Source organism: Kribbella sp. NPDC051718 (assembly GCF_040681515.1).
Taxonomy (GTDB): domain Bacteria; phylum Actinomycetota; class Actinomycetes; order Propionibacteriales; family Kribbellaceae; genus Kribbella.
This window is the reverse complement of record NZ_JBFAYZ010000008.1, coordinates 132,840-152,084: the sequence shown is the minus strand read 5'-3', so window position 1 is coordinate 152,084 and position 19,245 is coordinate 132,840. Positions and strand designations below refer to the sequence as shown.

The 19,245-nt window shown below is 68.3% G+C and carries 17 protein-coding genes; 10 read left to right on the top strand and 7 right to left on the bottom strand.

Translation table 11 applies throughout. From position 1 onward, the window contains the following. The 5 genes from mreC to AB0M15_RS28545 all read left to right on the top strand — a co-directional run bounded on the left by mreC (nt 1) and on the right by AB0M15_RS28545 (nt 5,694). The gene (mreC, locus tag AB0M15_RS28565; RefSeq protein WP_363824535.1) at nt 1–927 is read left to right on the top strand and encodes a rod shape-determining protein MreC; all 927 of its coding nucleotides are present in this window, start codon (nt 1–3) and stop codon (nt 925–927) included. A 102-nt stretch (nt 928–1,029) separates the two neighbouring features. Next, entirely contained in the window at nt 1,030–1,563 is a 534-nt protein-coding gene (mreD, locus tag AB0M15_RS28560) for a rod shape-determining protein MreD (RefSeq protein ID WP_363824534.1), read from the top strand. Then, nucleotides 1,560–3,617: a penicillin-binding protein 2 gene (gene mrdA / locus AB0M15_RS28555; protein WP_363824533.1), complete on the top strand. Its 2,058-nt coding sequence runs from the start codon at nt 1,560–1,562 to the stop codon at nt 3,615–3,617. Before mreD ends, mrdA begins: the two co-directional genes overlap by 4 nt. A gap of 85 nt (nt 3,618–3,702) precedes the next feature. Beyond that, a complete protein-coding gene (rodA, locus tag AB0M15_RS28550) occupies nt 3,703–4,869 on the top strand; it encodes a rod shape-determining protein RodA (RefSeq protein WP_363824532.1) in 1,167 nt (388 codons plus the stop codon). Nucleotides 4,870–4,941: 72 nt separating this feature from the next. After that, nucleotides 4,942–5,694 carry a hypothetical protein gene (locus tag AB0M15_RS28545; RefSeq protein WP_363824531.1) on the top strand — a complete coding sequence of 251 codons (753 nt, stop codon included), beginning with the start codon at nt 4,942–4,944 and terminating at the stop codon, nt 5,692–5,694. Between the two features lie 45 nt (nt 5,695–5,739). On the opposite strand, the gene AB0M15_RS28540 is transcribed toward AB0M15_RS28545, so the two are convergent. Continuing rightward, on the bottom strand, nt 5,740–6,198 hold the full coding sequence (locus tag AB0M15_RS28540) for an Lrp/AsnC family transcriptional regulator (protein ID WP_328321219.1): 459 nt from the start codon (nt 6,196–6,198) through the stop codon (nt 5,740–5,742). A 79-nt stretch (nt 6,199–6,277) separates the two neighbouring features. Between AB0M15_RS28540 and AB0M15_RS28535 the strand changes: the two genes are divergently transcribed. Continuing rightward, complete coding sequence (locus tag AB0M15_RS28535) at nt 6,278–6,688, top strand: DUF2000 domain-containing protein (RefSeq protein ID WP_363824530.1); 411 nt, start codon at nt 6,278–6,280, stop codon at nt 6,686–6,688. Nucleotides 6,689–6,692: 4 nt separating this feature from the next. Here the strand turns inward: AB0M15_RS28535 and AB0M15_RS28530 are convergent, their stop codons facing one another. Continuing rightward, complete coding sequence (locus AB0M15_RS28530; protein WP_363824529.1) at nt 6,693–7,658, bottom strand: asparaginase; 966 nt, start codon at nt 7,656–7,658, stop codon at nt 6,693–6,695. A 35-nt stretch (nt 7,659–7,693) separates the two neighbouring features. Here AB0M15_RS28530 and pcaD point away from each other — a divergent pair, with 35 nt between their 5' ends. From pcaD to AB0M15_RS28510, 4 genes are all read left to right on the top strand, one after another. Beyond that, nucleotides 7,694–8,452 carry a 3-oxoadipate enol-lactonase gene (pcaD, locus tag AB0M15_RS28525; RefSeq protein WP_363824528.1) on the top strand — a complete coding sequence of 253 codons (759 nt, stop codon included), beginning with the start codon at nt 7,694–7,696 and terminating at the stop codon, nt 8,450–8,452. Between the two features lie 52 nt (nt 8,453–8,504). Then, entirely contained in the window at nt 8,505–10,724 is a 2,220-nt protein-coding gene (locus tag AB0M15_RS28520; protein WP_363824527.1) for a P-loop NTPase fold protein, read from the top strand. Nucleotides 10,725–10,784: 60 nt separating this feature from the next. Continuing rightward, the gene (locus AB0M15_RS28515) at nt 10,785–11,234 is read left to right on the top strand and encodes a YcxB family protein (protein WP_363824526.1); all 450 of its coding nucleotides are present in this window, start codon (nt 10,785–10,787) and stop codon (nt 11,232–11,234) included. 82 nt (nt 11,235–11,316) lie between these two features. Beyond that, on the top strand, nt 11,317–13,248 hold the full coding sequence (locus tag AB0M15_RS28510; RefSeq protein ID WP_363824525.1) for a TIGR03960 family B12-binding radical SAM protein: 1,932 nt from the start codon (nt 11,317–11,319) through the stop codon (nt 13,246–13,248). 20 nt (nt 13,249–13,268) lie between these two features. Here the strand turns inward: AB0M15_RS28510 and AB0M15_RS28505 are convergent, their stop codons facing one another. From AB0M15_RS28505 to AB0M15_RS28485, 5 genes are all read right to left on the bottom strand, one after another. Further along, nucleotides 13,269–13,697 carry a hypothetical protein gene (locus AB0M15_RS28505; RefSeq protein WP_363824524.1) on the bottom strand — a complete coding sequence of 143 codons (429 nt, stop codon included), beginning with the start codon at nt 13,695–13,697 and terminating at the stop codon, nt 13,269–13,271. A 123-nt stretch (nt 13,698–13,820) separates the two neighbouring features. Next, nucleotides 13,821–15,179 (bottom strand): HAD-IA family hydrolase, encoded by a 1,359-nt coding sequence (locus AB0M15_RS28500; RefSeq protein WP_363824523.1) that lies wholly within the window; start codon nt 15,177–15,179, stop codon nt 13,821–13,823. Further along, the gene (locus AB0M15_RS28495) at nt 15,176–16,522 is read right to left on the bottom strand and encodes a M20/M25/M40 family metallo-hydrolase (RefSeq protein WP_363824522.1); all 1,347 of its coding nucleotides are present in this window, start codon (nt 16,520–16,522) and stop codon (nt 15,176–15,178) included. Before AB0M15_RS28495 ends, AB0M15_RS28500 begins: the two co-directional genes overlap by 4 nt. Nucleotide 16,523: 1 nt before the next feature. Continuing rightward, nucleotides 16,524–16,832 (bottom strand): hypothetical protein, encoded by a 309-nt coding sequence (locus AB0M15_RS28490; RefSeq protein WP_363824521.1) that lies wholly within the window; start codon nt 16,830–16,832, stop codon nt 16,524–16,526. 56 nt (nt 16,833–16,888) lie between these two features. Beyond that, nucleotides 16,889–19,093, bottom strand: a complete 2,205-nt coding sequence (locus tag AB0M15_RS28485; protein ID WP_363824520.1) for a M43 family zinc metalloprotease — start codon at nt 19,091–19,093, stop codon at nt 16,889–16,891. Between the last annotated feature and the right edge of the window lie 152 nt (nt 19,094–19,245).

Below are 19,245 nucleotides of genomic sequence, written 5' to 3'. Positions count from 1 at the left end.
ATGCTGAAAGATCTCGGTACGCCGGCGCGCGGGCTGGTCCGTTCGGCCGGGTTGCCCCGGGAGATCCGCCGTCGCCGGACCATCCTGGTGCTCGTCATCCTGGCCTCCTTCACCCTGATCGTGCTGGACGCACGACGCTCGGCGGGTTCGCCCGTCGAGCCGCTGCGGCATGCGGCGGCGGCCGTCTTCGGTCCGCTGGAGTCGACCGCGACGAATGCGCGGCAGCCTGTGGACAACCTTCGGGACCGGTTCGCGGAACTGGATACATTGAAGGCAGAGAACGAAAAACTCCAAGCAGACAACGAGAAACTCACCAGCGAGCTGCGTACGACCGACTATGCCCGCAACCGCGCCGGGGAACTGGACCGGCTGCTGAAGGTGGCGCCGACCTACACGGTGACACCGGCACGGGTGATCGGTCTGGGCAGCGCGCAGAGCTTCAACCACACAGTGACCATCGATGCCGGAACGGCGGACGGGGTGCGACCGGACATGACAGTACTGAATGGCGACGGGCTGGTGGGCCGCGTCGTGCGGACCACCCAAGCCACCGCCACGGTGCTGCTGATCGGCGACCGCAACTCGACCGTCGGCGGCCGGCTGAACTCGACGATGGCGCTCGGGTTCGTCTCCGGCCGCGGCGAGATCGGCTCGTCGGCCGCGCTCGACTACAAGCTGGTGGACCTGAAGGCCCGGCCCAAGATGGGCGACCGGATCGTCACCTGGGGCTCGAGCGGCAACGCGCCGTACGTTCCGGGTGTGCCGATCGGCGAGGTCACCTCGGTGACGTCTGTGCAAGGAGCACTCGGCTCGACCGCGCTGGTGAAGCCGTTCGTCGACCCGACCCGGATCGACCTGGTCGGCGTTGTAACGGGCCCACCCGCCCGGGCTCCGCGCGGGACTGTCCCCGCCGGCGGTGCCCGATGACCGCCCGTGGGTGCCCTGCCCGGGCTCTGCGCGGTGCCCGGGCGGGCCACACGATGGGCGCCTTCAGGTGCGGCCCGCCTACGCCGGGGGAGGGCTGCTGAGATGACGGCTGTTCGGGTTGGGCTGGGGGCCTTGTTCCTGCTGATCGCCGTGACGGTGCAGACCTCGTTGCTGCCGCATATCGCTGTTGCCGGGGTGACCGCCGACCTGGTGATGATCGTGGTGGTCGCGCTCGCGTTGTCGCGGGGTGCCGAGTGGGGTGCGATCGCCGGCTTCCTCGGCGGGCTGATGCTCGACGTCGCGCCCCCGGCCGACCACACCGCCGGTCGGTGGGCCCTCGCCCTGGCACTCTCTGGGTACGTCGCCGGCCTGATCCGGCGCGAGACGTCAGCTGCGCCGGTCGGTCCGGTGGCGGTCGCGCTGACCGTCGTACTAGGCGCAGCCCTCTCCCTGACCGTGTACTCGGCGACCGGGTCGCTCCTGCATGATCCGGCGGTCGACTGGGGCGAGTTCGGGGTGCGGCTCGGGATCGCCGCCGGGTATGACGTGGTCGCGGCGATCTTGGTCATCCCGCTGGTGATGTGGGTGATGGGACGCGTCGTACCGGCGCGGGAACGGCGGCGGGTGCTGCCATGAGCTTCGACAGCTTCAACCCGGCGCCGCTGAAGCCGCGGTTGCGCCTGTTCGTGATCCAGGTGCTCGTCTTCTCGCTGATGTTCACCTTGCTCGCCCGGCTCTGGTACATGCAGGTGATGTCGTCCGACGACTACTCGCAGGCCGCCACTCAGAACCGCACGCGGGAGGTGCTCGTCCCGGCGCCGCGCGGCACGATCGTCGACGCGGCCGGGCGGACCCTGGTCGGCAACCGGGTCTCCCTGGTGATCACCGTCGACCGCTCGGTGCTCGCGAAGTTGCCCGACGGCCAGCAGCAGGTGGTGCTGGCCCGGCTGGCGAAGGTGCTCGGCCAGAAGCCAAAGGACCTCACCGCCCGGACGATGCTCTGCGGCGAGCCCGGTGCCTCCAAACCGCCGGCCTGCTGGAACGGCACGCCGTACCAGCCGATCCCGGTCGCGAAGGATGTCAGCGAGCAGGTCGCGATCGAGGTGATGGAGCGCCGTGAGGACTTCCCGGGCGTGGCCGCGGAGTCGCAGACGCTGCGCGCCTACCCAGCGCCGTACAAGGTGAACGCGGCCCACATCCTCGGCTACCTGTCGCCGATCACCACCAACGAGCTGGACGAGCTCGACAAGGCCGGGCAGGACTCGGTGCCGCACCGCTCGGACCTGGTCGGCCGGGCCGGCGTCGAGCGCACCTACGACCAGCTGCTGCGCGGGACGCCAGGCGTGAAGAACGTCATCGTCGACGCGGTCGGCTACACCACCGGCCTGAAGAGCCAGACCGCGCCGGTGCCGGGATCGACCCTGATGACGAGCATCGACGCGCGGATCCAGGCGTCGGTGGAGGCTCAGCTGCGCGGCGCGATCATGACGGCCCGCAAGCAGTACGACAAGATCACCCATCGCAACTACGTTGCCGACTCCGGCGCGGCCGTGGTGATGGACACCAAGACCGGCCAGATCGTCGCGATGGCGAGCTACCCGAGCTATGACCCTGGCGTCTGGGTCGGCGGCATCTCGCAACGCGAGCTGGACGCGCTCTACTCCACCAAGGCCGGCACGCCGCTGGTGTCGCGGGCGATCCAGGGCCAGCTCGCACCCGGTTCGACCTTCAAGCCGATCACCACCGCGGCCTCGTTCGCCAACGGGTACGGGCCGAAGACCCGGCTGGACTGCTCGTCGTACTTCGAGGTCGGCGACCGCCGGTTCAAGAACTACGAGTCCGCCTCCTACGGGATGATCGGCTTCGACCAGGCGCTCGCCATCTCCTGCGACACCTTCTTCTACCGGATTGCCTACGCGCTGTGGCTCAAGGAGGGCGGCAACTCCGGCGACATCACCGCCGCCGACCCGATGGTCCAGATGGCGAAGGGCTTCGGCCTCGGCAAGCCGACCGGGATCGACCTGCCCGGTGAGGTGTCCGGCCGGATCGCCGACCGGAAGTGGAAGAAGGAGTACTACGACGCGCAGAAGGACTACTACTGCAAGCTCGCCGACAACCCGCCGGCCGGCACGTCCGCGTTCCTGAAGCAGTTCTCCCGCGAGTTCTGCGTGGACGGCTACCGCTACCGTGCGGGTGACGCGGTCAACTTCGCCATCGGGCAGGGCGACACCACGATCACACCGTTGCAGCTGGCAACGGCTTACTCGGCGCTCTCGAACGGCGGCAAGCTCTGGGAGCCGCGGGTGGCGAAGGCGGTGATCGGCCCGAACGGCAAGATCAGGCCGGTGCCGCCGAAGCTCGCGGGCAGGCTGCCGGTGCCGGCCTCGACGCTGCGCTACATCGACCGGTCGCTGAAGGAGACCGCCAAGACCGGTACGGCAGCGTGGAAGTTCACCGGCTTCCCGCTCGACCAGATCCCGATCCGCGCCAAGACCGGAACGGCCGAGGTCTACGGCAAGCAGACGACTTCGTGGATGGCGAGCTACACCGATCGCTACGCCGTCGTGATGATGATCAGTCAGGCCGGTACCGGATCGGGCGCTTCCGGCACGGCGGTCCGGCACATCTACGAGACGCTCTACAACGTCAAGCCACCGGTCACTCCGCCCGGTAAGAAGGCGGACCGATGAAAGCCGCCGACGAGCGAGACCGACCGGTGACGACCGCCATCGAGCACGACCGACCGGAGCACCTGGTGCCGGGGAGGGCAGAGCGATGAGCCTGCTGACGCCGTTGCGGCCGTCGATGGGGCGGGCCGATCGGCGCTCGACGCTTTGGCAGGTCGACTGGGTGCTGGTGATCGGTGTGCTCGCGCTGTCGGCGATCGGCTCCCTGCTGATCTGGTCGGCGACGTACAACCGGACCGCCCTCACCGACGGCAACCAGCATGCGTTCCTGCTCCGGCACGCCCTCAACTTCGCCATCGGTCTCGTCCTCGCCGTGCTCGCCGCCGTCAGCGATCACCGCCGCCTCCGCATCCTCGCCCCAGTCCTGTACGCCGCGTCCGTGGTCGGGCTGATCCTCGTCCTGGTCCCCGGTGTCGGCGCGGTGATCAACGGGTCGCGATCGTGGATCCAGGTGCCCGGGATGTCGATCCAGCCGAGCGAGTTCGCCAAGCTCGCGGTGATCGTCGGGATGGCGTTGCTGATTGCTGAGAAGGGCGAGACCAACCACCGCGAGGCCCGGACGATCGACATCGCCCAGGCGATCGCGGTCGCCGCGATCCCGGTACTGCTGGTGATGCTGCAACCCGACCTCGGCACGGTGATGGTGCTCGGCTCGATCGTGTTCGGCATCGTCGCGGTCTCCGGCGTACCGAAGCGGTGGATGCTCGGCATCGTCACCGCGGCGACGGTGATCGCGGTGCTCGCGATCCAGTTCAACGTGCTGAAGAAGTACCAGCTGGCCCGGTTCACCGCGTTCGCGGATCCGGAGTCGGACCCGCAGGGCATCGGCTACAACGTGAACCAGGCCCGGATCGCGATCGGCAACGGCGGTGTATTCGGGCAAGGGCTGTTCCACGGTTCGCAGACGCAGAACGCGTTCGTGCCCGAGCAACACACCGACTTCGTCTTCACCGTCGCGGGGGAGGAGCTCGGGCTGATCGGCGCGGGCGCGATCATCTGCCTGTTCGTGCTGATTCTGTGGCGCGGACTGCGGATCGCGGTGAACGCGCGGGACGCGTTCGGCCGGCTGATCGCCACCGGCGTGGTGTGCTGGTTCGCCTTCCAGGCCTTCGAAAACATCGGCATGACGCTGGGCATCATGCCGGTCACCGGCCTGCCGCTGCCCTTCGTCTCCTACGGCGGTTCCTCGATGCTGGCCGGCCTGCTCGCCGTCGGCCTCTTGCAGAACATCCACCTGCGATCCCACCAGGTCTAGTCCGCGTCGGCCGGGCCGGCTTGGTCGGGTACGCTTCAGCTTCCCTGCGCCCTCGACGGTTCTGGATGGGTCATGAAGCTCGCGTCGTCGTTCCCGCTCGCCGTTGCCGCCGCTCTCTCCTTGACGCTCGCCGCCTGCGGTGGCGACAAGCCCAGTGGGTCGTCCGGCCCCACCTCGGCACCCTCGGTGACCGCGACTCCCACGCAGAGTACGCCGACCGCTCCGCCGACCGAGACCGGTCCGGTCAAACGCTCGAAAACCGAACTCACCAAGGCACTTCTCGAGCTGAAGGAGCTGCCGAGCGGCTTCTCCGAGGAGGGCGACGATCCGGCCGGCGAGGGCAGTACGCCGTTCTCCGCACCGACCAGCAAGTGCAAGCCGCTGGTCAAGTTGCTGAACGCCGACGAGGCCCCGGGCTCCAAACGGAGCGTGCATCGCTCCTTCTCGGGTAGCCAGGAAGGCCCGTACATCGACTTCTCGCTCGACTCGATGAGCACCTCGAAGGCGGTCCGCGAACTGCAGACGTCGTACCAGGAGGCCGTCGCCTCCTGCCCGAAGGTGACGATGCGGATGGACGGCGCGGGCTCCACCCAGATGGAGGTCGTCGAGATCCCCGCCCCCCAGTTCGGCGACGAGCCCTTCGCCTTCAAACTGACCGGCGTCAGCGGCCCCAAGGAAGGCCTCGAGTTCGACTCGGCCATCACCGGCATCGGTGACGTGATCCTCGCCGTCGGCGTCCTGGCCGGCCAACCAGGCGAACTCGACGGCGCCACCGAAGCAGCCGTCGAGAAGGCCCGCACCACCCTCGCCAAGCCTGGCAACTGAACTCGAAGACCCACCGGCCACGTTGGGCCGGCGGTCGCCGGTGGTTCAGCGGTCAGGGAGGGGGAGGACCGTGGTTCGGCGGTGGTGCTCGAAGACGACGGAGCTGCGGATGTCGGCGATTTCCTGGCGTTTGGCGAGGTCGAGGACGAAGTCGCGCAACGCCTGGGTGTCCTTGACGGCCACGTGGGCCAGGAAGTCGGAGGCGCCGGAGACCATGAACATCGCCAGCGTCTGCGGAAGTTTCTGGACGTAGGTCTGGAAGGTGGTGGCCGTCGCCATCGCCTGCGGGCGGAGTTTGATCGAGATGATCGCCTGGGTGGAGCGATCGATGGCCTGCAGGTCGACCTCCGCGTGGTACCCGCTGATCACCCCGCGGTCGCGCAGTCCTCTGATCCGCTCCAGACACGTCGACGGCGCGATCCCCAGCTCGGCCGCCATCTCCCGGTTGGTCCGGCGCGCGTCGTTCTGCAGCATCCGCAGCAGCGCCGTATCAAGTTCGTCCATAACCGACAGTTTCGCAGATCGGCCGAATATCGTTCGGTATCGCCGTCAGGCACCCGCTCAAGCAGCTACGGTCAACCAAGTGTTGGCGAACAAGCTAGTCGTCGTGATCGACGCAGACGCACCCATCGGAGTAGCACTCAACGCAGCGGCCCTCGTCGGAGTCGGCGTCGGCTCGCACCTGCCCGACTTGGTCGGCCCAGAGGCGCATGACGCTGCCGGCAACCCGCACCCCGGTATGTGCGCCTATCCGATCCCCGTCCTCAGGGCGGACCCCGCCCGCCTGACCGAACTCCGTGAAGCGGCGGCCATTCACCCCGAGGTGGTAGTCCACGACGTCAACCAGGTAGCCCAAAGGTCCCGAACCTACGACCAGTACCAGTCGACAATGTCCGGCACCAAGCCCGAGGACCTGCACTACACAGCCCTGGCAATCCACGGCCCTCGCCCAGCCGTCGACTCCCTAACCGGCGCCCTACCCCTCTACCGCTAGCCGGCTACAGCGTTGGGCGGATCTCGCCGACTGGGCGGCCGCCGCCGAGTACGGGCAGGGCGAGCAGGTCGGCGGCTGGGGTGATGTCGACACCGCACTTGCCCAGCAGGGTCAGGGCTAGGGCTGTGGTGGCTCGGGGGTTGCCGTCGATGACTTTGACGGCTACTGCGTGGCCGTCGGGGGTGGCCATGGCTATTACGCCTTCGGCGCCGCCCTTGGCGATGATGCCAGGGAGGCGGCGCATCACCTCGGTGTTCTGGTGGCCGTTGCCGCCGACGTACTCCGGGTACTGGCGCATCGCAGCTGCCACCCTGCCTTCCGGAGTGCTGGCTGACGCTGTTGCCAGCTGGCTGAAGGCTCCCGCCAGGCCGGAAAGCGGCATGCCGAGTAGAGGGGTGCCGCAGCCGTCTGTGGTGAGAACGCCGGTGGACGAGTTCGTCAGGCGTTCGATCTCGGTGGTGATGGTGCGCTGGAGGGGCGAGTCGGGGTCCAGGTAGGTGGCGGGGTCGTTGCCTTGGGCGACGGTTGCCAGGAGCATCGCGGCGTGTTTGCCGGAGCAGTTCATCCGGACCGGGGAAGGTTCGATGCCCTCGGCAATCAAACGGAAGCGGGTAGGTTCGTCTTCGGGACGGTCCGGCGGGCAGCCGAGAGCTGATCGATCCAGGCCGGCGGCCGCCAACAGCCGGTCAACCACGGCGACGTGCCGGTCCTCGCCGGTATGGCTCCCGGCCGCGATCGCCGCCTCCTCGTCAACCAGTTCGGCGCCGGCGACGATGCAGCCCACTGCCTGCAGCGGCTTCGCGGTCGAGCGCGGTAGTACGACGGCGTCCACGTCTCCTGCCGCGTACAGAGCCTTCCCGTCCGGATCCAGCGCCACCGCCAGCCCGAAATGCCGGCTCTCCACGAACCCGTTCCGCACCACCTCGGCCAGCTCAACGACATTTCCCAGGCCTGGGACACCCTTGATCATGGCCCGACGCTAGCAACGTTCGTAGTGTGGGCCCCATGCGACTCAACTACGAGACGACCGGTCCTGATGACGCGCCTGTGCTGTTGCTCGGCTCGTCGCTCGGTACTACGCACGCGATGTGGGCGCCGCAACTCGACGTCTTGTCCCAGCGGTTCCGGGTGATCGCGTTCGACCATCGCGGGCACGGGGACTCCGAGGCGCCCGACGGGCCGTACACGATCGAGGACCTCGGCGGCGACGTCGTCGAACTGCTCAACGAGTTGCTGATCGAGCGGGCGTCGTACGTCGGCATCTCGCTCGGCGGTGCGGTCGGCCTCTGGCTCGCCGAGAATGCCCCCGACCGCTTCCACCGGTTCGCCATCCTCTGCCCACCGGCGTACCCGGCCGCCGGCACGCAGATGTGGACCGACCGAGCCGCCCAGGTCCGCGCCGAAGGCACCAAGGCGATCACCGAGGCCACCCTCGCCCGCTGGTTCCTCCCCGAGTACGCCGAAGCGCACGCCGCGGAGGTCGACACCATCCGCCAGCAACTCCTCACCACCTCCCCCGAGGGCTACGCCTCCTGCTGCGAGGCCCTGGGCGCGATGGACCTGCGCCCCGGCCTGGCCGACATCACCGCTCCGGTCCTTCTGGTCACCGCCGAGTCGGACGCCTCCATCCCACCCGAAACGGTGATCCCGCTGGCGATGCAGATCCCCGGCGCCCACCTGGAGATCCTCGAGTCGGCCGCCCACCTGGTCACCTATTCCCACCCCGACCAGATCAACAAGCTCCTCCTGACCCACCTGACCTGACCACTGTCCGTAGCCGCTGCCCAGCCACTACTCTGCGTCAGGGGAGGGGCGAATGGCTGAGCAGCAACAGATGATGGTCAGCGTCGAGGGGCGCCGGGTGGCGATCTTCCTCGGCGATCTCTTCGAGAGCGGTGCACGGGTCCTGGTGGTGCCGTGCAGTACCACCGGCAGCATGGCGCCCGAGTTCGTGGATCGGTTGGACGCGCTGCGGATCTCGCGGCCGGTCGAAGTCTTCGCTCCAGGTCAGGTTGTCGAGGTCTCGCCTCCGGACAGCCGGCAGGCGATCCTTCTCGCGGCGGTGGTGGCGGACAGCGGCTCGACAATCCAGACCGTTATCGAGGCTGTTCACACTGTCGGCGAGCTCGCTGCGCGCATCGATGGTTCGGACCACGCTGGCGACACCGCCTTCCCGCTGCTTGGCAGTGGTGCGGGTGGCCTGAGTCCGGAGGACTCGCTGCGCTCGATCGCCATCGGGTATGGCGCTGCTCGTCCAGGCCTGATGCCAAGCGTGTACGTACTCGACCCGAAGATCTTCGAGCGCCTCCGCAAGCTGAGCCTGTCCAGCACCGTCCCACCGGAGCCGACCAGCAGTAGCAGCACACCAGCAACCGCCGAAGCCGCGACAACCGCCTCCGACGACACCGCGTCGGCAACCGGCTCCGTCGAGACGGCCCGCAAGAAGCGGCGGGAGGAGTTGGTGCCTACTCATACTGATGGGCCGGCTCGGGTTGACGAGTTGGGGCGGCAGGGGTTTGCGCGGGTGTTGGGGCGGCGGATTCGGGATGCGCGCAAGGAGGAGACCAAGAACAGTCGGCAGGCGGAGGTACCGCGGGGTGGGGCGTTCATCGTGCATCTCCATGCGCCTTGGGGAGCAGGGAAGACCTCGGTGCTCAACTTCCTTGCTGACGAGCTGCGGACAGTCAACAAGGACGCAGGCGAGAAGCGGTGTGTGGTGGTCGAGTTCAATGCGTGGCGCCATCAGCGGATCGAGCCGCCGTGGTGGTGGTTGATGACCACCCTGTACTCCGGTGCCGTCCGCGAACTCTGGAAGTTCGACAAGCCGAGGGCCGCGTGGCTCTGGCTCCGGGAGCGACTGTGGCGATCGAAGGGTGGCTGGCCCGGCTACCTCGCCCTGCTGCTCGTCGCGGGAGCCGTCACCTGGGCCTGGCAGGCCGGCTGGTTCGGTGCTTCCGGCGACGAGGAGCTGTTCTCACCGACAACGGTCAAGGACTACGTGGTCACCGCCGCCGCCATCATCACCCCGGCGCTCACCGTCTGGGGCCTCCTGCATGCGATGGGCCGCTGGGTCTTCACCACCTCCGCCCGGGGCGCCAGACGGTTCATGGCGAACACCAGCGACCCGATGCGGACAGTGCAGGATCACCTGGCCGACCTCACCAAGTGGATCCACCACGACGTCGTCGTGATGATCGACGACCTCGACCGCTGCAAAGGCCCGTACGTCGTGGAGTTGCTGGAAGGCATCCAAACGCTCTTCCGCGACGTGCCGGTGACCTACGTGATCGCCGCGGACCGGGACTGGCTTGCGGACAGCTACGCCAAGGAGTACGACGAGTTCGTGAGCGCCGGGGGAGGGCCCGGCCAGCCGGTCGGCTATCTCTTCCTGGAGAAGACGTTCCAGATCTCGACCGGCCTGCCGCAGGCGGGCAAGCGGCTGAACGACTTCTGGGGCCGGATCCTGCGGTCGGCGAGCGTGCCCGACGAGCAGGCGCTGAAGCAGGCGCGCGCCGCCGCCAGCCGCGACCTTGCCGGCAAGACGAGCGAGGAAGCGCGGGCGGAAGTACTGGCGAACCCGGGCCGGACCCCCGCCGACGAGCAGGCCCGGCTGGAGACCCTCGCCATCGAAATGGTCAGCGAGCGTGCCCAGCGACAGAACCAGCACACCCTGGAACCGTTCCAGCAGCTGCTGGGCCGCGACCCGAACCCGCGCGCGATGAAGCGCCTGGTCAACGCCTACGGCATTGCGCGGGGTATCGAGACGCTCCAAGAGGTCAACCTGGCCGACAACCACCTCCAGGAGCAGCAAACCGCCCTCTGGACCATCCTCACCCTCCGCTGGCCTAAACTCGCCGGTCACCTGGCCCACTACCCCGAACACCTCGAGTACGTCGGTAGCGCCGACCCGCCCGCCACCATCCCCGCCGACCTCCGCCCCCTCTTCGCCGACCCCGAGCTACGGAAGGTCGTCGAAGGAGAAGGCGTCGAAGCAGCCCTCACCCCCGAAATCCTGCGAGAAACCCCACTCCGCTGAGCCCGGCGCGCTGTAGGCTCCGCCAGCCGTCCAGATCGGCGGCGGGGGTGAGGAGACACGATGAACATCGCGGTGCCGGTCGAGGTGACGCTGGGGCGTCGGCTACGGAACGCCCGGCTGCAGATGCGCTGGGTCGGCTGGGCGTTGAGAGCGGCCGGCGTCGGCTATCTGATCTGGGGACTGGTGATCGACGATGGCGCCATCAACGTCCTGGGGCTGATTTTCATCGGGTATCCCGAGCTGATCGGGGTGATCAGACACCTGGCCGCCAGGAAGTACGGGCCGGTCTACACCTACACGCTGACCGACGAGGGGCTCCGGATCGCGACCGCGATCACCGACCTCCGGTACTCCTGGAGTGCCGTGAAGTCGCTCCGGGAGGCTTCCGGCCAGTGGAACTTCCGCTTCGCGGGCGCCGGAGCGTCGACTGTTCCCACGGCCGGGTTCAGCCCGGAGCAGGACGCGGAATGGCGGGCGTTCATCGCCGCCCATGGGCTGGTTCCCGCCTGAGGTCCGGCCGCGATGAGGGCGCCCGGGCGTACCGGCGTTAGGCTGGTGCGTGGTATGGATGCGTCGAGTGGGAAGTTCTGTGATGACTGTTGAGTCCTTGTTTCCGCGGCTGGAAGCGTTGCTGCCCACTGTGCAGAAGCCGATCCAGTATGTGGGCGGTGAGCTCAACTCGGTCAGTAAGGACTGGGACTCGGCGAGTGTGCGGTGGGCGTTGATGTATCCGGACGCCTACGAGGTCGGGCTGCCCAACCAGGGTGTGCAGATCCTGTACGAGGTGCTGAACGAGCGCGAGCACACGCTGGCCGAGCGGACGTACTCGGTCTGGCCGGACATGGAGCAGGTGATGCGGGACAACGACATCCCGCAGTTCACCCTCGACAGCCACCGGCCGGTCCGGGCCTTCGACGTCTTCGGGCTGTCGTTCTCGACCGAGCTCGGCTACACCAACATGCTGACCGCGCTCGACCTGGCCGGGATCCCGCTGTACGCCGTGGACCGGACCGACGAGGATCCGATCGTGCTGGCCGGTGGGCACGCGGCGTTCAACCCGGAGCCGATCGGCGACTTCATCGACGCGGCGGTGCTCGGGGACGGCGAGGAGATCGTGCTGGCGATCTCCGACGTGATCCGGGAGTGGAAGGACGAGGGCAGTCCGGGTGGCCGCGACGAGGTGCTGATGCGGCTCGCCTCCACCGGTGGTGTCTACATCCCCAAGTTCTTCACCGTCGACTACCTCGACGACGGCCGGATCAAGCGGATCGCCCCGAACCGTCCCGGCGTCCCGTACCGGACCGCCAAGCACACCGTGATGGACCTGGACGCCTGGCCGTACCCGAAGAAGCCGCTGGTACCGCTCGCCGAGACCGTCCACGAGCGGTTCTCGGTCGAGATCTTCCGCGGCTGCACCCGGGGCTGCCGGTTCTGCCAGGCCGGGATGATCACCCGCCCGGTCCGCGAGCGCAGCATCACCACGATCGGCGACATGGTCGAGAACGGCCTCAAGCAGACCGGCTTCGAGGAGGTCGGGCTGCTCAGCCTGTCGTCTGCCGACCACACCGAGATCGCCGAGGTCGCGAAGGGCCTGGGCGACCGGTACGAGGGCAGCAACGTCTCGCTGTCGTTGCCCTCGACAAGGGTCGACGCCTTCAACATCACGCTGGCCAACGAGTTCTCCCGCAACGGCCGGCGCAGCGGTCTGACGTTCGCCCCCGAGGGCGGTTCGGAACGGCTGCGCAAGGTGATCAACAAGATGGTCACCGAGGAAGACCTGATCCGGACCGTCGCAGCGGCGTACAGCCACGGCTGGCGGCAGGTGAAGCTGTACTTCATGTGCGGCCTGCCGACCGAGACCGACGAGGACGTGCTGGCGATCGCCGACCTGGCCAAGCGGGTGATCGCGACCGGCCGGCAGGTGTCCGGCCGCAACGACATCCGTTGCACGGTGTCGATCGGCGGGTTCGTGCCGAAGCCGCACACGCCGTTCCAGTGGGCCTCGCAGCTCGGCGTCGAGGAGACCGACGCCCGGCTGGCCAAGCTGAACGCGGCGATCCGCTCGGACAAGAAGTACGCCAAGGCGATCGGTTTCCGGTACCACGACGGCAAGCCGGGCATCATCGAGGGACTGCTCTCCCGCGGCGACCGCCGGGTCGGCCGGATCATCGAACAGGTCTGGCGCGACGGCGGCCGGTTCGACGGCTGGAGCGAGCACTTCTCGTACGACCGCTGGATCGCCGCCACCGAGAAGGCGCTGGCCGACACCCCGGTCGACCTGGCCTGGTACACGACGCGCGAGCGCGAGTACGCCGAGGTGCTGCCGTGGGACCACCTGGACTCCGGGCTGGACCGCGACTGGCTGTGGGAGGACTGGCAGGACGCGCTCGAGGAGGACGGCGCGATCGAGGTCGAGGACTGCCGCTGGACACCGTGCTTCGACTGCGGCGTCTGCCCGCAGATGAACACCGAGATCCAGATCGGCCCGACCGGCAAGAAACTGCTGCCGCTCTCGGTGGTCTGACGCTGTCCGTGGTCTGACGGTTACGCGGGGTCGCGGCGCTTGAGATAGCGCCGGGCCGCGAAGTGACCGTTGTCCGCGGCCATCCGGTACCACTCGTCGCTGGCATCGATTCCATCGCGCCGCTCGATCAGCCGGGCCAGTTCCCACATCGAGTCGATGTCGCCGTGGTCGATCGCGACCAGCAACAACCGCTCGGCGCGGGCGTCGTCACCAGTGCTCAAGGCATCCATCGCCAGGGCCCGGATCGCGTGCGGGTTGCCCGCTTCGGCGGCCAGCCGGGCGGCTTCCGGCGTACGGAAGCCCTGGCGACGCGGCCAGAACCACAACCACAGCGCGGAGAACGCCCCGACGATCCAGATCCCCACGCCGACATACAGCATCGCCAAGTTGTCGGTGATGACTGCGGCCAGGGTGAAGCCGGCAGCGGCGGCGAACAGAAACAGCGTCATCGCAGGTCCCCTCTCCCCAGCCCCGCGCCCGCCCCCCAGCGGTCCTACTTCTGCCCAAGGTAACCGACCCGCGGGTCCAGCAGCTCAGCCTCCCGGCGCGCCGCGAACCCTTCAAACGAAGGATCAAACGCTCGACGCAGCCAGCAACGCATCGCTCAGCGACAGCTCGCCGGCACTGCTCAGCACCAGATCGGCAGTCACTGAAGCCACGTACGGATTGGGAATCGCGATCGTTGCCATACCCGCCGCAAGGGCTGCCGCGACGCCGTGCTGGGTGTCCTCGACGGCAACGGTCGCGGTACCAGGGAGTCCGAGACGGTCGAGCGCGAGCTGGTAGACCGCTGGATCAGGCTTGTGCGCGGTGACCTCGTCACCGGCGGCGATGACGTCGAAGAGGTCGAGCGCGCCGACCCGCTCCAGATGTCCGATCACCCACGAGCGCTCCGAACTGCTGGCGATGGCGAGCCGCAGACCGAGCTCGCGGGCCTCCAGCAACCATGCGTGGATGCCCGGCCGGAAGTCGAGGTCCTCGTGCAGACGATCCCGGTACGCCGTCCGCCGAGCATGACTCACCTCGCGATCGAAGTCCGGCACCAAGGCAGCCAACTGGGCATACCGAGCCTCCTTCGTATCGCCCCCGTGCCCGGCCCAGAAGCCGTCGTCCAACTCGAGCTGGAGACCGTGCTGGGCCCATTCGAACTGCCAGCTCTTCACCAGCGTCGTCTCGGTGTCCATCAGCAGCCCGTCGAAGTCGAACACCACCGCCTCGACCGGCCTCCCCACCAAACGCATTGCCAGCCGATGGATCTCAGCCGTCGTCAGCCCGCACTGCTCCAGATAGCTCCGCACCCCGCCGTACCGCGCATCGACATACTCCAGAGAATCCAGAATCGTCTCCGGCAGAGTCCGCGACAGCACCTCCGCCGCAGCGCGTTCCTCGAGCGGCAACTCGGCGATCCGGGCGCGCACCCCGAGCCGCTCCTCGCTGATCGCGTAGTCGGCCGCGATCTCCGCCCGCGGCACACCGATCAGGTCGAGCAGCAGTGCGACCAGCAGCCCGGTCCGGTCCTTGCCCGACTTGCAATGCACCACGACTGGCCGATCCTCAGCCGCCGAAGCAACAGCCCGCAACGCATGCCCGATCTGACCTTGATTGCGATCGAGGCTGCCGCGATAGATGTCCGCCAGCAACGGCTCGTCCTCGGGCACCCGTTGCTTCTCCCGGACCGGATCGATCCAGGGAATCCGCCGGTACTCCGCTACGCCCTCCAGCGGATGTGGCTGCGTCATCTCCCAGTCCGAGCGCAGGTCGAGCACCAAGCCGGCCCCGACGCCGCGCAACGACTCCCGGCCGGCCGCGTCGAGCTTGTCGGGGGAGTCGGTCCGGATCATCGTCCCGCCGCGCGTCACCCCGGCGTACCGGGTCGTGAACCCACCCAGGTCACGAGTGTTCAGGCAACCGTTCCAGTCAAGGTCCGTCACCCACCCGACCCTATGACACCTCCCAACGACTCGAAGTCGTGCCAGGTCCCGCCGTCCCAGTAGAGGTGATGGAGCGCCGAATCGGTGCCCCGGACGAAGATGTCGAGCCGGCCTGGTCCCCAGGACACGGCTGACCCGGCCGGTTGCGGGCGGGGCGCCTCAGCCGCACCGACCAGGCCGAGCCAGCCGGCCAGCGCGGCGATGTTCATCCGCAGGATCTCGCTCGCCAACGCCCAGTCGAGGAACTCGAGCTTGTCGTCGGCCGAGTGAATATGCCCGTTCGCACTGTCCGCGCCCTCGATCGTCAGCACCGCCGGCACCCCGGCGTTGATGAACGGCACATGATCACTGGCAAACGGATTCAGCGACGTCTCGACCTTCAGTCCTGTGTACGTCGCAGCCGCCGCGGCCAGCTCGTCCATCTGGCCCGACGACACCGGCGCGCCCTCCAGTAACACGGTCGGTGCAGCCGAGTTCTTCGACGCGATCATGTCCATGTTGAGCACCGCCCGAATCCGAGCCCGCTCAGCTGCCGGCAGCCCAGCGACGTACTGCTTACTCCCGTACAAGCCCTCCTCCTCACCACCGAAGAGGATCAGCCGCACGTCGTGCTCCCACTTCCGGCTAGCGATCAGCCGCCCGAGCTCCAGTACTCCGGCCGCCCCGCTCCCGTTGTCGTCGGCCCCCGGCGCTGCGCCGCCCGGACCACCCGCGAGGTTGATCGAGTCGAGATGCGCGGTGATCACCACCAACCCGCGCGATCCGGTGCCCGACCCGACGCGATCACCGATCAGATTCTCTGAATGCCCTGCCCCGACGGTGATCGCCTGACGCGTGGTGCTGTAGCCGAGGGCAACCATCCGGGCGGCCGCGAATTCCACTGCAGTGGTGAACGACGCGCTGAGCGAATGCCTCGTCGGCAGCGAGGCCAGCCAGGTCAGATCAGCCTGGTACGACGCCGGCGCGACCTCACCGACCAGTGTGGCAACCACCGGATCAGCGCGCCGGGCCATCCGCGGCGGCACGTCGACAACCGTCATACCGGCCTTCAACGCCTCCACCCGCCAGCAATGGTTGGAGCGCCGTCGCCGGGGTTTGTCGGCAGCCGAGATCACCAGATGGCGGCCGTGATCGAGCAGCGGCGTGACGTCGGGGAACTCGTCCTGGAAGCTCCGGCCGACCTGCGTCACGAGGACCAGGCCGGGCGCGGTCCGAGACGCCCGGCCGAGCTTCTGATCGGCAGGTCCCCACAGGATCGTCTTGTCGCCGAACCGGGCCGACTTGGCGCCGTCGGCCGCGTCCTCGGTCGGCACCACCAGGTACCGAACAGGCGAACCGGTCATCTCACTCCTCCCAGTCAATCTCCAGCCGATCCGGAGTCACCGCCACAACCACCCCACTGCCGCCCCCACTGCTGCCGCTCCCGCCCGCCGCCTGCATCCCGGCGCCGCCCGGCATCGCTCCGCTCGCCTGGGTGGTGGGTGTGGCTCGTAGGAGGCGGCCGGACTCGGACCAGCGGCCCACCGGCCCGTTCTGCGGAGCGTCGCCGCGGCCGATCTGCAGTTCGGTGAAGCTGCCGTCGGCGTGGAACTCCACCCCCCGCCGGCCGCGAGCCGGCGGGAAGGCGAAGTCGTCGCGGCGGTAGACGGTCACTCCGTCGTGGTCCTCCTCGAAGGAGTGCGTCCACCGCCCGACCAACTGCGGGGTGTTCAGTTCAGTACCGCCTGCTCGGCAGTGGCGCCGTTCGGCAACAGGTCCGGCGCCGGCTGATCCAGCTTGAAGTCGCTGATCACGCCGCCGAGCGCTTCGTACCCGGTGATGGACGGTCCCCAAGCGGTTCCGTCCCACCACTTGTGGTACATCCCGCCGTCCGTGCCGACGACGAAGACGTCCAGCCGATCAGGTCCCCACGACGTCACCCGCGGTTCCTCGGTGCAGATGCCGCCGAGCGACTCGAACCCGGACCACGACGTACCGTCCCACCACTGGTGGTACAGCGCGGAGTCGGTACCGAGGACGAACACGTCGAGCCGGTTCGCGGCCCACGAGACGACGGTCGGCGCGCTCGTGCAGATGCCGCCGAGGTTCTCCCAGTCCGCCGACCACGCCGTACCGTCGTACCACTTGTGGTAGAGCGCGGAGTCGGTGCCGATGACGAACAGGTCGAGCCGGTTCGGGCCCCAGGCCACCGCGGTCGGGGGAGAGGCGCAGACGCCACCGAGCGACTCGAAGCCGCCCCAGGCCGTGCCGTCCCACCACTTGTGGTAGACCGCGTTGTCCGTGCCGAGCACGAAGACGTCGAGCCGATCGGGGCCCCAGGCAACTACTTCGGGCGGGCTCATGCAGATCCCGCCGAGGTACTCGTAGTCGTTCCACTGACCCCCGTCCCACCACTTGTGGTAGAGCGCGCGGTCGGTCCCCAGCACGAAGACATCGAGCCGGTTCTCCGCCCAGGTGGCCACCCGCGGCGGGCTCATGCAAACGCCGCCGAGCGCTTCGTAGCCGGTCTCCGACGGTCCCCAGGCCGTTCCGTCCCACCACTTGTGGTAGAGCCCGTGGTCGGTTCCGAGGACGAAGGCGTCGAGCCGGTTCGGCCCCCAGGACGCCACTTCAGGAGCACTCATGCACACACCACCCAGGTATTCGTAGCCGCTGACGGACGGTCCCCAGGCGGCTCCGTCCCACCACTTGTGGTAGGTCGCCCGGTCGGTGCCGAGCACGAACGCGTCGATCCGGTTGTCGTCCCACGACACGACCGGCCCGGCGGGAGTCGGCAGTGCGGCGGTACCGGGGCCCGAGCCCTGGTTGAGATCCGTCCGGACGGTGTCCAGGCAGGCTTCCATCCGGGCGACCTGGTCGTTGGTGAACATCACCATGCCGCGGTCGTCGGTGTAGTCCATGTAGTTCACGAACAGGTCGCCGTTCGGCCCGTTGCTGCAGGACAGCTTCGGGAACGTCGGTACGCCGAAGTTCGGCCCGCCCGCGTTGGGGGTGTCCGCCACCTCGTCGCTCCCGCTGCACCCGGTGCCGTCGTCGCCCCAGATGTGGAACAGGTTGAGGTAGTGGCCGATCTCGTGCGTCGTGGTGCGGCCGAGGTCGAACGGCGCTGCCGCGGTACCGTTCGTGCCGAACCCGCTGTGCAGGATGACGACGCCGTCGGTCTCGGCCGGGCCGCCCGGGAACTGCGCGTAGCCGAGCAGACCGCCACCGAGCTGGCCTACCCAGATGTTCAGGTACCGATCGGCCGGCCAGGGATCGATGCCACCTGTCGCCGACGACTTGATCGCGTCGTCCGTGCTGAACCCGGTCTGCGTCGTCTGGGTCCGGGTTACACCCGTGGTCGGGTTGCCGTTCGGATCCGTCGTCGCCAGGTGGAACTCGATCCGCGCGTCGGCGACCAGCCCGGTGAACGGGGCCGGTACGAAGCCGATGTCGGTGTTGGTCGCCCGGAAGTCCCGGTTCAGGACCTCGATCTGGCTGTCGATCTGGGCCTGCGAGATGTTCTGCGCGGCCGTGTTCCAGACGACGTGCACCACCACCGGGATGTGCGCGACACCGCTGAACCGCTGCTGCGCTGCGACGTACTGCGTGGTCGCGTTCTCCAGGTAGGAACGCGCCGCGACGTACTCCGCCGACGTCGACAGCAACCGCCGGTGCACATCCATCACGCCACACTGCCGCCGACTGGGCGGCTGGCTGTCGCGGCCCATACCGGCGCCGCCACCACCGCCGGTCATGCCAGGTGCGGCCTCTCCACCACCGGTCATTCCCGCCGCGGGCGTAGTACCGGCTCCCGGCATGCCGGGCATTCCGTTCACCGACGAGCTCGCGCCGGTCGGCATCGCTCCACCGGGCATCTGATTCCCGGCGCCCCGTTCGTTCTTGTCCGCTCTCCCGTTGGCCTTCCTCGGCATTTCTCCCCCTAGTGCGTGCGGGGGCATGGAAAGAAGAATGAACAGGCTGCCCCCCAAGGCGCTGCTCCTTTTCAGCGTGCTCCCGGCACCGCCGGTGCACAAGACCGCGAGCCCCGGTAGTCAATTTCACCTTTTCCCTTGCGCACGTTGGA